The sequence below is a fragment of the Streptomyces sp. ICBB 8177 genome, from assembly GCF_003144095.1.
Lineage (GTDB): Bacteria > Actinomycetota > Actinomycetes > Streptomycetales > Streptomycetaceae > Streptantibioticus_D.
This window is the reverse complement of record NZ_NSKH01000023.1, coordinates 610,813-625,305: the sequence shown is the minus strand read 5'-3', so window position 1 is coordinate 625,305 and position 14,493 is coordinate 610,813. Positions and strand designations below refer to the sequence as shown.

The 14,493-nt window shown below is 74.9% G+C and carries 14 protein-coding genes; 9 read left to right on the top strand and 5 right to left on the bottom strand.

Annotated features, from left to right (window positions below):
- Positions 1 to 33: 33 nt before the first annotated feature.
- Positions 34 to 1,488, bottom strand: coding sequence for a PLP-dependent aminotransferase family protein (locus CK485_RS23175; protein ID WP_109453792.1), 1,455 nt, complete (start codon positions 1,486 to 1,488; stop codon positions 34 to 36).
- Here CK485_RS23175 and CK485_RS23170 point away from each other — a divergent pair.
- The 4 genes from CK485_RS23170 (at position 1,487) to CK485_RS23155 (ending at position 5,113) form a co-directional block, all read left to right on the top strand.
- On the top strand, positions 1,487 to 2,374 hold the full coding sequence (locus CK485_RS23170) for a DMT family transporter (protein WP_109453791.1): 888 nt from the start codon (positions 1,487 to 1,489) through the stop codon (positions 2,372 to 2,374). The genes CK485_RS23175 and CK485_RS23170 overlap by 2 nt on opposite strands.
- Positions 2,375 to 2,580: 206 nt before the next feature.
- Positions 2,581 to 3,231, top strand: coding sequence for a DUF5134 domain-containing protein (locus tag CK485_RS23165; RefSeq protein ID WP_109453790.1), 651 nt, complete (start codon positions 2,581 to 2,583; stop codon positions 3,229 to 3,231).
- A 139-nt stretch (positions 3,232 to 3,370) separates the two neighbouring features.
- Positions 3,371 to 4,306: a M56 family metallopeptidase gene (locus tag CK485_RS23160; protein WP_109453789.1), complete on the top strand. Its 936-nt coding sequence runs from the start codon at positions 3,371 to 3,373 to the stop codon at positions 4,304 to 4,306.
- Positions 4,307 to 4,405: 99 nt separating this feature from the next.
- Positions 4,406 to 5,113: an HAD-IA family hydrolase gene (locus tag CK485_RS23155; RefSeq protein ID WP_109453788.1), complete on the top strand. Its 708-nt coding sequence runs from the start codon at positions 4,406 to 4,408 to the stop codon at positions 5,111 to 5,113.
- A gap of 269 nt (positions 5,114 to 5,382) precedes the next feature.
- Here the strand turns inward: CK485_RS23155 and CK485_RS23150 are convergent, their stop codons facing one another.
- The 3 genes from CK485_RS23150 to CK485_RS23140 all read right to left on the bottom strand — a co-directional run bounded on the left by CK485_RS23150 (position 5,383) and on the right by CK485_RS23140 (position 8,316).
- Complete coding sequence (locus CK485_RS23150) at positions 5,383 to 6,003, bottom strand: MBL fold metallo-hydrolase (protein ID WP_109453787.1); 621 nt, start codon at positions 6,001 to 6,003, stop codon at positions 5,383 to 5,385.
- On the bottom strand, positions 6,000 to 7,085 hold the full coding sequence (locus CK485_RS23145; protein ID WP_109453786.1) for an S-(hydroxymethyl)mycothiol dehydrogenase: 1,086 nt from the start codon (positions 7,083 to 7,085) through the stop codon (positions 6,000 to 6,002). Before CK485_RS23145 ends, CK485_RS23150 begins: the two co-directional genes overlap by 4 nt.
- 136 nt (positions 7,086 to 7,221) lie before the next feature.
- Complete coding sequence (locus CK485_RS23140; protein WP_241968546.1) at positions 7,222 to 8,316, bottom strand: hypothetical protein; 1,095 nt, start codon at positions 8,314 to 8,316, stop codon at positions 7,222 to 7,224.
- 507 nt (positions 8,317 to 8,823) lie between these two features.
- On the opposite strand from CK485_RS23140, the gene CK485_RS23135 reads away from it, so the two are divergent.
- The 5 genes from CK485_RS23135 to CK485_RS23115 all read left to right on the top strand — a co-directional run bounded on the left by CK485_RS23135 (position 8,824) and on the right by CK485_RS23115 (position 13,305).
- Positions 8,824 to 9,438: a TetR/AcrR family transcriptional regulator gene (locus tag CK485_RS23135; protein WP_109453785.1), complete on the top strand. Its 615-nt coding sequence runs from the start codon at positions 8,824 to 8,826 to the stop codon at positions 9,436 to 9,438.
- A 92-nt stretch (positions 9,439 to 9,530) separates the two neighbouring features.
- Positions 9,531 to 10,208 (top strand): uracil-DNA glycosylase, encoded by a 678-nt coding sequence (locus CK485_RS23130; protein WP_109453784.1) that lies wholly within the window; start codon positions 9,531 to 9,533, stop codon positions 10,206 to 10,208.
- A 27-nt stretch (positions 10,209 to 10,235) separates the two neighbouring features.
- A complete protein-coding gene (locus CK485_RS23125; protein ID WP_109453783.1) occupies positions 10,236 to 11,267 on the top strand; it encodes a phospholipid scramblase-related protein in 1,032 nt (343 codons plus the stop codon).
- Entirely contained in the window at positions 11,264 to 12,265 is a 1,002-nt protein-coding gene (locus tag CK485_RS23120) for a BadF/BadG/BcrA/BcrD ATPase family protein (protein WP_109454359.1), read from the top strand. Before CK485_RS23125 ends, CK485_RS23120 begins: the two co-directional genes overlap by 4 nt.
- A 137-nt stretch (positions 12,266 to 12,402) precedes the next feature.
- Entirely contained in the window at positions 12,403 to 13,305 is a 903-nt protein-coding gene (locus CK485_RS23115) for a hypothetical protein (protein WP_199239482.1), read from the top strand.
- 90 nt (positions 13,306 to 13,395) lie between these two features.
- Here CK485_RS23115 and CK485_RS23110 read toward each other — a convergent pair whose 3' ends face one another.
- On the bottom strand, positions 13,396 to 14,457 hold the full coding sequence (locus CK485_RS23110; protein WP_109453781.1) for a lactonase family protein: 1,062 nt from the start codon (positions 14,455 to 14,457) through the stop codon (positions 13,396 to 13,398).
- Positions 14,458 to 14,493: the final 36 nt, after the last annotated feature.

Sequence of the window (14,493 nt, the reverse complement as noted above, 5' to 3'; positions counted from 1 at the left end):
AGGCCCTTTCCGCCGGTCGCCCTTGGCAGGGCGTCAGCCGGGCCCGGCCCCCGCCTCCGCGCAGGCGGACGCCAACCTCCTCACGCCTTCGGCCAGTTCGTCCGCGCCCGAGGTGTCGGCGAAGCTCACGCGGATGTACGGCGCGGGGGCCTCGGCGGCGAAGTACGGGCGGCCGGGGGCGACGGCGACCCCCGCCCGCAGCGCGGCGGCGGCGAGCGCGGTCTCGTCGGCCCCGTCGGGCAGGCGCAGCCACAACTGGTAGCCGCCGTCCGGAACTTGGGTGGGCACGAGGTGCGGCAGATCGCGGTGGAGCGCGGTGAGCAGCGCGTCCCTGCGTTCCCTCAGGCCCGTGGCCACCGCGCGCAGATGACGCGGCCAGGCGGGGGCACCGACCAGTTCGAGAGCGGCCTCCTGGAGCGGGCGGGGCACGAAGAAGCTGTCGACCACCTGGATCGCGCGCAGCCGCTCCAGCACCGGGCCCCGGGCGATCAGGGCACCCACCCGCAGACTGGGCGAGGTCGGCTTCGTCAGTGACGTGAGGTGGACGACGGTGCCGTCGACGTCGTCGGCGACCAGCGGCGGCGGGAGCGGGCCGCCGTGGCCCAGGCGCCGCGCGAAGTCGTCCTCGACCACGAACGCCCCGGCGGCGCGGGCGATGTCCAGCACCTGGCGGCGTCGTTCGGCCGACAGCACGGCGCCGGTGGGGTTCTGGAACAGCGGCTGGCAGAAGAACACCCGCGCCCCGGTCGCCGCGAAGGCGTCAGCGAGCAGGTCGGGCCGCACGCCGTCCGCGTCGAGCGGGACCGGTACGGGCCGCAGCCCGGCTGCGCGGGCGACGGCGAGCGCACCGGGATAGGTCGGCGACTCGACCAGCAGGGGCGAGCCGGGGGCGGCCAGGGCGTGCAGCGCGGTGGTCAGCGCGGCCTGGCCGCCCGCCGTGACCAGCACCTGCGCCGCCGTCACCCCGCCCGCCTCGCGCGCGAACCACGACCGCAGCGCCGTCAGCCCCTCCAGCGGCGGCCGTTCCCACGCGCCGGGCCGCCGGGCGGCGCGGGTCAGCGCGGTGGCCAGCGCCCGCTCCGGCTGGAGTGCCGGATGCAGGTAGCCCGCGTTGAGCGCGATGACGCCGGGCGAGGGGAGGGCGAGGGTGGCGGTCACCCCGGAGGCGTCCACCACGCGGGGCGCGGCGTCCCCGGCCGACTCGGCGCTGAGCGCGATCTGCTGCCACGAGGTGTCGGCGGTCCGGGCGGCGGCGTGGTGCGCGACGGGGCGGGCGGCGTAGGTGCCGGCGCCGGGGCGGGTGACGACCAGGCCCTCGGCGGCCAGCGCGGCCAGCGCCCGGGAGACGGTGACCGGGCTGACCCCGAACCGTTCGACGAGCACCCGGCTCGACGGCAGCTTCTCTCCTGGCGAGTAGCGCTTCAGCTGCTCCCGCAGCGACTCCGCGACGGATGCGGAGCTGGTGGCCGCACTGCTACCGTTGTTCATGACAGCACACAATAGCGCTATCGCCCGGCCGTCGATAGCGGTCGGCGGGACCGCGCTCGCCGCTCTGGGCGTGGCGATCTTCTCCCTCACCTTCCCGGCCACCGACTGGTCGCTGACCGGCTTCGGCCCCTGGACCACCGTGACCCTGCGGGCGCTGCTCGCGACCGCGCTGGCCGGCGGATTCCTGCTGGCCGGAAGGGCACCGGTGCCCGAGCGACGCCTGTGGCCCGCGCTGGCCGTGGTCGCGCTCGGGGTGATCATCGGGTTCCCGCTGCTGACGACGCTGGCGCTGCGCACCACGCGGACCTCGCACGCGGCCGTGGTGGTGGGGGCTCTGCCGCTGGCCACCGCCGCCGTGGGTTCCCTGGTCGCCCGCACGCGGCACTCGGTCGCCTTCTGGGCCGCCGCGCTGGCGGGCACGGCCGCCGTCGTCGCGTTCACGCTGGCGCAGAGCCACGGCAGGGCGACCGGGGGCGACGTGCTGCTGTTCGCCTCGCTCGGGGTGTGCGCGGCCGGGTACGTGGCGGGCGGCAGGCTGGCCGCCACGATGCCCGGCTGGCAGGTGATCGGCTGGGCGCTCGTCGGTTCACTGCCGGTCACGCTGCCCGGCGCGGCGGTGGCGCTGGCGGTGGAGCCCGTGCGGCTCGGCGGGCAGGCGGTGCTGGGGCTGGGATACCTGGCGGCCGTCTCGCAGTTCGGCGGGATGGTGGTGTGGTACCGGGGCATGGCCACGATCGGGATCGCCCGCGCCAGTCAGCTCCAACTCGCCCAGCCGCTGCTGACGTTGGTGTGGTCCGCACTGCTGCTCGGCGAACACCTCAGTCCCGCGACCGCGCTGACCGCTCTGGCCGTGCTGGTCTGCGTGGCGGTCACCCAGAAGGCCTGAGCGCGGAGGTCTTGAGCGCCCAGGGCCTGAGCGCGGAGGTCTTGAGCGCGCAGGGCCTGAGCACGGAAGGCCTGAGCGCGCAGGGCCTGACCGCGTAGGGCTTCGGCACGGAAGGCCTGAGCACCTTCCGTACCCCCGTGCACCAGATTGTGCGCCCCCCGCGAGGGGAAACCTCCGGACGGGGTGGGTCCGACGAGGGAGGGGTCATGGGCGGTCCGCCGCTGGTCGGCTGGCTCGTGGTGCTGCTGGGCGCGGCCACCGGGATCTCCTGTCTGCTGCGGTCCCGGCGGGCGTACGCGTCGGCGTCCGGCGAGCGCCAGGTGGCCAGGGCGGAGGGGGTCAAGGGGCTCGGCATGGCGCTGATGGCGCTTCCCGCCCCGGCGCTGGACCAACGCCCTTGGGGGCCACCGCTGTTCACGGCCGTCTTCGGCGCCATGACGCTGTGGTCGCTGTCGCTCCTGATACGCGAGCACCATCCGGCGCACCACGTGCATCTCGCGGTGGGCTCGGCGGCCATGGTCTACATGGCGGTGGCCATGGGGCTGACACCCTCGGGAGCGGGGTCGGCCGGGACGAGCGGCATGGCCGGGATGACCGGCATGGACGGTGGCTCGCTCGGAGTGCCGGTCCTCACGGGGGTGCTGCTGGTCTACTTCGGGCTCTACGCGGTGTGGGCGGCGTTGCGCATGCTTCCAGCCGTGGGGGCGGCACCGGCCGGGTCCGGTGCCGTGGGCGGCAGCGGGTCCGCGGTCGTGACGGGCGGCGTGCCGGGGGCGGTGCTGCGTGCGCCGGAACTCGCGGCGGCCTGCCGGGTGTCGCTGGGCATCGGCATGTTCGCGATGCTGCTCACGATGTGATCCGCGGACGGGGGCGGAGCCGGCGGGGGCGTGCACGCCGGGCGCCGGGTGCGGATTCGGTCGCGGGGGCGTGAGGCGTGCGTCACTTCGGCGGGACGCCCGGGCCCGCGCGCCGGGTACGCCCCTTAATGTGAGCGCCATGACGGTCCCGTTCGTGCTGCTGATGCTCGGCGCACTGACGGCCGCCCTGGCGCCCCGTCTGCTGGTCCGCGCGCAGTGGCCTGACCGCGAACCGGTGCTCGCGCTGTGGGTGTGGCAGTGCGTGGTCGCCGCCGTCCTGCTGTGCTGTGTGACCGCCATGGCCCTGTGCGCCTCCGCCGCGTCCAGCGCCGTGCGCTGGCACGTCTTCGCCTTCGCGCCGCGCGGCGTGGTCGCCGCCTACGGGCTGCCCGCGTACGGTCCCTGGGCGGGCGCGCTCGCCGGGCTGCTGGCGTGCGGCGGCGCGTGGACGGCGGCGATGCTGACACGTGAGGTGCGCGGCGCCCGGGCGGAGCGGCGCAGGCGGCGGACCGAGCTGCTGGCCAGGTCGCCGAGGCTGCCCGGCGAGCCGGACCTGTCGTACGAGCGCCTGGTGGTGCTGGAGAGCGAGCGCGCCGACGCGTGGTGGCTGGCGGGGGCGCGGCCCCGGCTGGTGATCACCACGGCGGCGTTGCGCCGGCTCAAGGGCAGGCAGTTGGACGCCGTGCTCGCGCACGAGTTGGGGCACGCCAGAGCGCGCCACGACTGGCTGCTGGCCTGTGCGCACGGGCTGGCTGCGGGCTTCCCGCAGGTGCCGGTGTTCGACGGCTTTTGTCAACAGGTGCACCGGCTCGTCGAGTTGGCGGCGGACGACGTGGCGTCGCGCAGGTTCGGGCGGATGACGACGGCGCTGGCGCTGGTCGGACTCAACGAGGACCGAGGCGTGTTCGGCCCCTGTCCGACGCCCGCGACGGTGCCGGTGCGGGTCGACCGCCTGCTGGCGCCCGGCCCCCGGCTGACCAGGGCGCGCCGCCTCCAGATGACGGCGGTGGCACTGCTGCTGCCGGTGGTCCCGCTGCTGGTCGCGTTCGGCCCGGGCATCGGCGCGCTGTCGTAGGACCCGGCCCCCGGCTTTCGCGTGGCGCGCTCGGCTTGCGGTGGAGTACGGCCGGAAGGTGGTTGCCGGGGAGCGCTGCGCCCGGGGACCCTGAAGGACATGACGATCAAGGGATGTCTCTTCGACTTCTCCGGGACCACCTTCCGTGTGGAGCCGACCGTGACCTGGCTGCGCGGCGCGCTCGCGGAAGCGGACGTCACCGCGCCCGAGGAGGACGTCGAGCGGTACGCGCGCCTGCTGGAGGAGGCCGGGGCGCTGCCGGGCGGGCTGCCGCCGCGCGCCGTTCCCGACCACCTGCGCGCGGCGTGGGAGGTACGCGATCTGGACGCGGACCGGCACCGGACCGCCTTCGTGGCCCTGGCCCGTGAAGTCGCTCTGCCGTGGCCGCAGTTGTACGACGTGCTCTACGAGCGCCACATGTCGCCGCGGGCCTGGCGGCCGTACGCCGACACCGCCGGGGTGCTGGCGGCGCTGCGCGAGCGCGGAGTGCGCACCGGGGTGCTGAGCAACATCGGCTGGGACCTGCGCCCGGTGCTGCGCGCGTACGGGGTGGACCGCGACGTGCACGCGGTGGTGCTCAGTTACGAAGAAGGGGTCCAAAAGCCCGACCCGAAGATCTTCCGGATCGGGTGCGAGCGGCTGGGGCTGGCGCCGCAGGAGGTCCTGATGGTGGGCGACAGCGCCGAGGCGGACGGCGGGGCGACGGCGATCGGCTGCGCGTTCCACCAGGTCGAACACCTGCCGGTGGACCGCCGCCCGGACGGCCTGCGCCCGGTCCTTGACCTGGTCGGCCGTCTCGGCGGGTGACCGCAGCGGTCTGCCCGAGGGCTTCCGCCGGAGCGCCGCGCCGCAAGACGTAGCGAGGCCCTGCGGACGGGGGGATGCCGCAGGGCCTCACCCCGTATGACGTACGGGCCGGACGGTAGGTTCCTGGGATTTCGAAACCGCCTGAACATATTTCGGGCTCCCGGCACCGGAATCGGAAACGGCCGGGTGCGCCGCCTGCGGTCGCCGTACGGCGGCGCCCGCCCCGGCGTCGTGCCGGGGCGGGCGGACGGTGACGGGCCCCGGCCCGCTCACACTCCCCTGGCGCGCTCGGCCCCGATGGTGGTGTCCTCGCCGTGGCCGGTGTGGACCACGGTCTCGTCGGGCAGCGCGAAGAGCCGCTCGCGGATGGAGTCGACGATCGTGCCGTGGTCGCTGAAGGAGCGGCCCGTCGCGCCGGGGCCGCCGTGGAAGAGGGTGTCGCCGGTGAACAGCACACCCGCAGCCTCGTCGTGGAAGCACACCGCGCCGGGCGTGTGCCCCGGCGTGTGCAGCACCCGCAGCCGGCTCGCGCCGACCTCGACGACGTCGCCGTCCGCGAGGTCGGCGTCCCACGTGTCGCCGGGGTGGGTCAGCTCCCACACCGGCCGGTCCCCCGGGTGCAGGTGGATCGGCGCGCCGGTGCGGGACCGCAGCGCGGGCGCGACCCTGACGTGGTCGTCGTGGGCGTGGGTGCACAGGATGGCCCTCAGCCTGCGGTCCCCCACCACGCGGGCGATCGCGTCGGCGTCGTGCGGCGCGTCGATCACCACGCACTCGGAGTCGTCGCCGATCACCCAGATGTTGTTGTCGACGTCGAACGTCTCGCCGTCCAGGCTGAACGTGCCGGAGACGACGGCGTGATCGACGCGGGCGGGTCCGGCCGCGCTCACAGGACCACCACCGAACGCAGCACGTCACCCTCGCGCATCCGGTCGAACGCGGCCTCGATGTCGTCGAGGCCGATGCGCTCGGAGACGAACGCGTCCAGGTCCAGCCTGCCCTGCCGGTACAGGTCGATGAGCATCGGGAAGTCGCGCGAGGGCAGGCAGTCGCCGTACCAGCTGGACTTGAGCGCGCCGCCACGGCCGAAGACGTCGATGAGCGGGATGTCGGGCAGCTTCATGTCCGGCGTGGGCACGCCGACCAGGACGACGGTGCCGGCCAGGTCGCGGGCGTAGAAGGCCTGTTGGTAGGTCTCGGGGCGGCCGACCGCGTCGATCACCACGTCCGCGCCGAAGCCGCCGGTGAGCCGCCTGATCTCCTCGACCGGGTCGGTCTCGCGGCTGTTGACGGTGTGGGTGGCGCCCATCTTCTCGGCCAGCCGCAGCTTGCGGTCGTCGAGGTCGACGGCGATGATCCGGCTCGCCCCGGCCAGGGCGGACCCGGCGATCGCCGCGTTGCCCACGCCGCCGCAGCCGATGACCGCCACCGACCTGCCGCGGCCGACCGCGCCGGTGTTGATCGCGGCGCCGATCCCGGCCATCACCCCGCAGCCGAGCAGGCCGGCCGCCGCCGGGGAGGCCTGCGGGTCCACCTTGGTGCACTGTCCCGCGTGCACCAGGGTCTTCTCCGCGAACGCGCCGATGCCCAGCGCAGGCGTCAGCTCGGTGCCGTCCTGAAGCGTCATCTTCCGCGCCGCGTTGTGGGTGTCGAAGCAGTACCACGGCTCGCCGCGTTCGCAGGCACGGCAACGGCCGCAGACCGCACGCCAGTTGAGGATCACGAAGTCGCCCGGTGCCACGGTGTCCACGCCCTCGCCGACCGACTCCACGACGCCCGCGGCCTCGTGGCCGAGCAGGAAGGGGAACTCGTCGTTGATGCCGCCCTCGCGGTAGTGCAGGTCGGTGTGGCAGACGCCGCACGCCTGCACCTTCACCACCGCCTCGCCGGGCCCCGGGTCGGGCACGTTGATCGTCTCGATGGACACGGGCGCGTTCTTCGCCTTGGCCACCACGGCACGCACCTGCTGCATCGCCGCACTCCTGTCGTTCGTCGTGGGGCGGAGCGGCTCTGGCGAGCCGTACCGCCGCTGCGGTGACCGGTGTTCCACGCCGGTCGTTCGCGACTCTCGCACACCGCGGGCCCGACGGGCCCCTTCCCCGTCCGGATCAGCTGTCGAATCCCACGTGCACGTGGTCGTGGTGGGTGTTGTCGGAGAAGAACTGGTTGACGGTCGCGCCGCCGCTCAACTGGATCGGCCCGCCCACGTTGTACGAACCGGCCGCCGCGGCGGCCCGCATGAAGCCCTCGATGAGGGAACGCGGTGTGGCCGGGTCGACCACGGCCCGCCCGTTGATCCGCCACACGTCGAACGCGCGGCCCTTGGGGTGGTCGCTGGGCCGGTCGGTGCCGAAGACGTCGATCGGGTGGCCTGAGCGCACGACGCTGATGTCGATCCGGTACGTGCCGGCGAGCGTGAGCATGCCCTTCAACGCGCTGACGTGGACGTTGCCGCTGAGCACGTCGGCCCGGGCGGCGGGCGGCAGTTGGATGGCGCGGTCGGCCAGGACCCGGTGGGCCTCGTCGGGCAGGGTCGCTGCGGGCGTGCCGGGGTCGGCCGGGTGCAGCGCGGTCACCTTCCACTTCGGGGAGGCGGCGCTGAGCCGTACATCGACGGTCGTGCCGCCCGCGTGCACGGGCCCGCCCCCGTCACGGGTCCACTGGTCGCAGACCACCAGCACGCTGGCCGAGTCGGTGAGGATGCCGCCGTACTGGGCGAAGACGACCTGGAGCGCGGCGGCGTCCGCGTCCGGCAGCAGCGGCCCGGCCTGCGCGGCCAAAGAGCCCGGCACGCCCTGCGCGGCGGCCCGGACGCGTGCCTTCGCCTGCCCCCCGCCGCCGGGCGGCCACGCGCCGAGCGCCTCGATCAACTGGGCCGCGCGCAGCTTGACCTGAGGGTCGATGTCGGCGCGACTGGGCTGCCAGGGGGTGGTGTGCGGGAGGGCGCTCGGGGCGGAGCCGGTGGCGGTCGGAGCGGCGGACGACGGCGCGCGGCTCGTGGACGAGGCGGGCGTGGGCGAGGCGGAGCCCCCGCCGCCGGAGCACCCTGCCGCGCCCAGCAGGACACCCGCGGCGCCCAGCAGGACGGCGCGACGATCGGGGCCGGCGCGGCCGTCGCGGCCGGTGCGGCCATCAAGTCCGGTGCGGCCGTCGCGGCCGTCGCGGCCGTCAAGTCCGGTGCGGGCATCGGGCGTGCCGGGCATCGTGACGCTCCTCGGTGCGGTACGTTCCGCCGCCGCCCAGTCTGCTCCTCGCCGCCGAGTGCGGCACCCGGAGCGGGAACACGCTGTGACCTGGCCCGGCCGTGCCCGGCCCGATACGCGGTCCGCCCGACGATCGCGGTGCGCGTCAAGGGGACGATCCCGGCCGGACGCCCCCGGCAGGCGTCAGCGCGGCGATCCCGGCACGCGCGACGACGTACCCGGCACGCCGACGGCGGCGTCATCGCGGACGTGAACGTGCGGCGGCCTCATCGCGGACGTGATCGTGCGGCGGCCTCATCGCGGACGTGATTCCGGCGCGGTGGGCACGAGGCGGTCCGCCCGCCGGCCCCCGGCCGCGTCGCCCGCCTCCCGGCCGCGACGGCGGTGCCGGACGATCCCCCGCGTCGCCCGGCACCGTGCCGCGCCCCCTGGGCCCCATGCCGACAGGGCCATGGGGTGCTGCGCTGAGTATATTGGCTCGCAGCCAGTCAACGCAGGAGTTACAGCATGTCCCCGCGAAGCGCATCGGTCAATGAAGAATTGCGGCGCCGTTCCCGCGAGCGGCTGCTCCAGGCGACGGTGGAACTGGTCGGTGAGCGCGGCTACGAGGCCACGACCTTGGCGGACATCGCCGACCGGGCCGGTGCGGCGCGTGGGCTGGTGTCGTACTACTTCCCCGGAAAACGTCCTCTCGTGCAGTCGGCGGTGCACCGCCTGATGCACATGACGCTCTCCGAGGCGCTGGAGCGGGAGCCGGCCACCACCGACGGGCGCGAGCGGATGGCCCGGGCGATCGACGCCGTCCTCGGGCTCACCCGCAGCCACACCACCCTGATGCGCATGCACATGGCGGGCATCCTCCAGGCCGAGGGCTTCATCCAGTGCCCCGAGCAGCAGCGGCTGGCGTTCCTGCTGGAGGACACGGTCACGCGCTACGGGTCCGAGCAGCCGGAGCGGGACTACCGGCTGCTGCGCGCGCTGCTGATGGGCGCGGTCGTCGCCCTGCTGCTGCCGGGCGCGCCGATGCCGCTGGGCAGCCTGCGCGCGGAATTGTTCCAACGGTACGGGCTGGACTGGGAGTTGGGGACTCCGCCGCAGGGCGAGGAGCCGGCGCCGCGCTGAGCCGGCGCGACGCCACCGCCGGGGTCGCGCGGTGTCCGCACGGAACGGGACGATGGCCGGGGCGGACCGCTGAGCCAGTAGAGTGACCGGCCGTGGCTGCACGACCTTTGAGCGAGATCGTAGAGACCGGCTGGGCCAAGGCGCTGGAGCCGGTCGCCGACCGGATCGCCGCGATGGGCGACTTCCTGCGCACCGAGATCGCCGCCGGACGCACCTATCTGCCGTCCGGCGCCAACGTGCTGCGCGCGTTCCAGCAGCCGTTCGACGAGGTGCGGGTGCTGATCGTCGGCCAGGACCCGTACCCCACCCCGGGACACGCGGTGGGGCTCAGTTTCTCGGTCGCCCCCGAGGTGCGTCCGCTGCCCGGCAGCCTGATCAACATCTTCCGCGAGTACGGCACCGACCTCGGCCACCCGCCCCCGTCCAACGGGGACCTGACGCCGTGGACGCGCAACGGCGTGCTGCTCCTCAACAGGGCTCTGACCACCGCGCCCCGCAGGCCCGCCGCGCACCGGGGCAAGGGCTGGGAGGAGGTGACCGAGCAGGCCATCCGCGCGCTGGCCGCCCGGGGCACCCCGCTGGTGTCGGTCCTGTGGGGCCGGGACGCGCGCAATCTGCGGCCGCTGCTGGGCGCGTTGCCCGCGATCGAGTCCGCGCACCCGTCGCCGATGTCGGCGGACCGCGGGTTCTTCGGCTCACGTCCCTTCAGCCGGGCCAACGAGATGCTGGTGGCGCAGGGCGCGGCACCGGTGGACTGGCGCCTGCCCTGACCGGGGCCGCGCGATAGTCTGCCGGGCGTGACCACGCATTCGAATATCCCCGCCGGCTGGTACGCGGATCCGCACGGCACGCCCAATCTGCTGCGCTGGTGGGACGGTTCGCAGTGGACCGAGCACACGCACGCGGGTACCCAGCCCGGGGCGCGGCAGGCGACCGCCCAGGCGCAGGCCCCGCAGCCGTCGGTCCCGCCGCAGCCCCAGGCCCCGCAGGCTCCGGCGCACATGCCGCAGGCTCCGGCGCAGGCGCCGCAACAGGGCTTCCCCCAGCAGGCGCAGCAGCCGCGGATGCAGGGCTTTCCGCAGCAGGGTCACCCGCAACAGGCGTACGCCCCGCAGGGCGGCGTTCCCCAGGAGAAGGAGAACCCCTGGGAGCTGAACGTCGGCTCGGCGCCCGACGCGGGCCGCATCCAGTGGCAGGTCCAGCAGCAGGCGGGCGTCGGCCCTGTGCAGGGCGGCGGTGGCACGCTGTTCACCGAACCGGTGCTGGTGGTCAACCAGAAGGCGAAGCTCATCGAGGTGAGCAACGAGTACAGCGTCTTCGACCAGTCCGGCCGCCAGCTCGGCGCGGTCGTCGAGGTGGGCCAGAGCGCGGCCAAGAAGGTCGTGCGCTTCCTGTCCAGCTACGACCAGTTCATGACGCACAAGCTGGAGGTGCGCGACGCCTTCGGCCAGCCGGTGCTGATGCTCACCCGCCCGGCGAAGTTCATCAAGTCCAAGGTGCTGGTGCAGCGTCCGGACGGCACCCAGCTCGGCGAGATCGTCCAGCAGAACGCCATCGGCAAGATCAACTTCGGCTTCATGGTGGGCGGTCAGCAGATCGGCGCCATCAAGGCGGAGAACTGGCGGGCCTGGAACTTCGCGATCGTCGACCACACCGACACCGAGATCGCCCGGATCACCAAGACGTGGGAGGGCTTCGCCAAGGCCGTCTTCACCACGGCCGACAACTACGTGCTGCAGATCCACCGGCCGCTGGCCGACCCGCTGCTGAGCATGGTGGTCGCCTCCGCGCTGACCGTGGACACCGCGCTCAAGCAGGACAGCCGCTGACCGGGCGGCCGGACCCGGCCCCGGCGTCCGGCTGGGTCCTCGGGGTCGACTCCGGCGGCTCGGGCCTGCGGTGCGCACTGGCGCGCGCGGACGGCGCCGGCCCGGTGCTGACGTGCGCCGGAGCGCGTCCGGTGCCCACCGGCTCCCGTGGCATCGACGCCGCCGCGTTCCTCGCCGAACTGGACCCTCTCGTAGGCCGGTTGACGGCGAACGCGGGCGCGGGCGAGGTGGTCACCGCCTGCGTCGGCGCCGCCGGGATGGCGTCCCTCGGCGACGACCTGCGGGAACGGCTGCCGGAGGCGCTGCGCTCGGCGGTCGGTGTGCGGCGGCTGGCGCTCGCGGCGGACGCGGTGACCGCGTACGCGGGCGCGCTCGGGGTGCGCCCGGGCGCCGTGGTCGCGGCGGGTACCGGCCTGATCGCGCTGGGCACCGCGCTGGACGGCACCGGGTGGCGGCGCGCCGACGGCTGGGGGCACCTGCTCGGCGACTGCGGGGGCGGCGCGTGGATCGGGCGTGCCGGGCTGGAGTCTGCGCTGCGCGCGTACGACGGCAGGCCGGGCGGCTCGGCGCCGCTGCTGGCGTGCCTGGAGGCGGAGTTCGGACCGGCGTCCCACATGCCGGGACAGCTGTATCCGAGGAGTGACCGGCCCGCGGTGCTGGCGTCGTTCGCGCCCCGGGTCGCCGAGTGCGCGGCGCAGGGCGACCCGGTCGCGGCGCGGATCCTGCGGGAGGCCGCCCGTCACATCGTGGAGGCGGCCTCCGCGGTCCGCCCGGGCGGCGGTCACGTGGCGCTGACCGGCGGGCTGACCCGCATCGGTGAACCGCTGCTCGCTCCGGTCCGGGAGCTGGCCGCCCAACTGCTGCCCGGCGTACGGCTGGTGACCGCCGAGGCCGGTCCGCTCCAGGGTGCGCTGCGGATCGCCGCGGCGCTCGCCGAGGGGGGCCCGGCGCTCGAGGAGGACCCCGCGCTGCTGACCGTGCACCGTGCGCGGGCGTGACCGGCTCCCGCCCTCGCGCCGGGTGTTTACGCAGATGAGAGGCTACAGCCGATAAAACCGGATACACCGGGACGCTGTGGTCGGGCACCGCACCCGAGGGAGCGCCCGGCCCCGGGGAACCGTTAGCATGCGAGGCCATGAGCTCAGCCACTGGCCCCGCACCTGGCCTGCCCGTACGCATGCCGCGCCCCCGACAGCCCGGACGGCACCGGCGTCCCGAGCCGCTGGCCGCCCCGCAGGGCGCGCCCGCGCTCGTGCTGGCGATACCCGGCACCCCCACGGCCGCGACGCGTTCGCTGGTCGACGAGGTCATCAGCATCGCGCGGTCCGAACTGTCCGGTCTGGACGCCCGGGTCGGTTACCTGGACGCCGCCGACGGGGTCGAGGGGCTGGACCCACGGGACTTCCCGGTGCTCACCGACGTGCTGGCAGCCTCGGCCACCGAGGAGCGCGAGGGCCAGGGGCCGGTGGCGGTCGTCGTGCCGCTGCTGGCCGGCCCCGAGGCGGCGGTGCTCGACCGGATCGGGCAGGCGGTCGCGGACAGCGGCGTCATGGCCGAGGTGACCGACGTGCTCGGCCCGCACCCGCTGCTCGCCGAGGCGCTGCACGTGCGGCTGTCCGAGGTGGGGCTCGCGCGCGCCGACCGGGCGCGGCTGTTCACCGTGGCGACGGCGGCGGACGGCATCGTCCTGGCCACCGTGGGCGGCGAGGAGGCCGTGCAGGCGGCGGGCGTGACGGGGCTGCTGCTCGCCGCCCGCCTCGCGGTGCCGGTGCTGGCGGCCGGGCTGGACGTGGAGGGCGCTGTCGCGGCGACCGCCGAGCAGTTGCGCGCCGCCGGGTCGCAGCGGCTGGCGCTGGCGCCGTGCGTCATCGGTCCCGAGTTGCCCGAGGGCCTGCTCGCCGCCGTCGCGGAGCAGGCGGGCGTCGCCACCGCGGAACCGCTGGGCGCGTACCCGGCGGTCGGCAAGCTGGTGCTGTCGAAGTACGCGGCGCTGCTGGGCATCGCGCCGCAGCAGCCGCAGGGCGCGCCGCAGCACTGACCGCGCCCGCCCGAAGGACCTGGAGGGCCGCCGTACGCCACCGCACCGTGGCGTGCGGCGGCCCTTCGGCCTTCGGCCTTCGGCGATCCTTCAGGCGAAGGTCACACAGGAGGCCGCGGGGGCGGGCAACGAGCCCGCGCGGCGCGGGACCGCGGTGGCCGCGTCGATCTCGAACCAGGTGACGTCACCGGAGCGCTCGTTGGCCGCGTAGAGGTGGCGGCCGGTCGGGCCGAGCGCCAGGTCGCGCGGCCAGCGGCCACCGCACGACACGGTGTCCGTCAACTCCACGCGATCGCCGTCCCCGCGCAGGGTGAAAACCGCGATGCTGTCGTGGCCCCGGTTGGCGACCCACAGGAAGCGGCCGTCAAGAGAGACGACGGCCTCGGACGGGTAGTTGGCCTCGCCGCCCGCGTTCCCCGGCACGGTGGCCGCCGAGTCCGAGACCGTCAGGCTCCCCGCGTCCGCGTCCCAGGCCAGCGCCGTCACCGTGGACGCCAACTCGCCGACCAGGTAGGCGCGGTGGCCGCGCGGGTGGAAGGTGAGGTGACGAGGGCCGGTGCCGGGCGGCAGGTCCAGGGTGCGGTGGACGGTGAGCCGTCCGGTGGCGGGGTCCAGCGCGCACACCCGCACCGCGTCGGTGCCCAGGTCGACGGTGAGCACCCACCGCCCGCCCGGGTCGGGCAGCACGGCGTGCGCGTGCGGGCCCTCCTGGCGGTCCGGGTCGGGGCCCGAGCCCTCGTGGCGCAGGACGTGCCGGGGCGCGCCGGGGGCGGCGCGGTCCTCCGTCAGGGGGAGCACACTGACGCTCCCGGAGCCGTAGTTGGCGGTGAGCAGATGGCCGTCTGCGACGCACAGGTGGGTCGGAGAGGCCCCACCGACCGGGACCGGGGTACTGACGGGCTCGGGCGCGTCCGGGTCGTGCAGGGTGAACGCGGCGGCGGCGCCGTCCGGTTCACGCTCGCTGACCGCGTAGAGCGTCGCGCGGTCGGGCGACAGCGTGAGGTACGAGGGATCGGGCACGGCGGCGGTGGCGTGTGTCGCGGTCAGCGCGCCGGTCACCGGGTCGACGCGGGCCGCGAGGACCCCGTGCCCGCCCGCCGAGGTGAACGATCCGATGTACGCCCTGAGTGTGCCCGTCGTGCTCTCGCTCACCGCGGCTCCCGTCCCCTTCGCCCTCGCGTGGTCCCG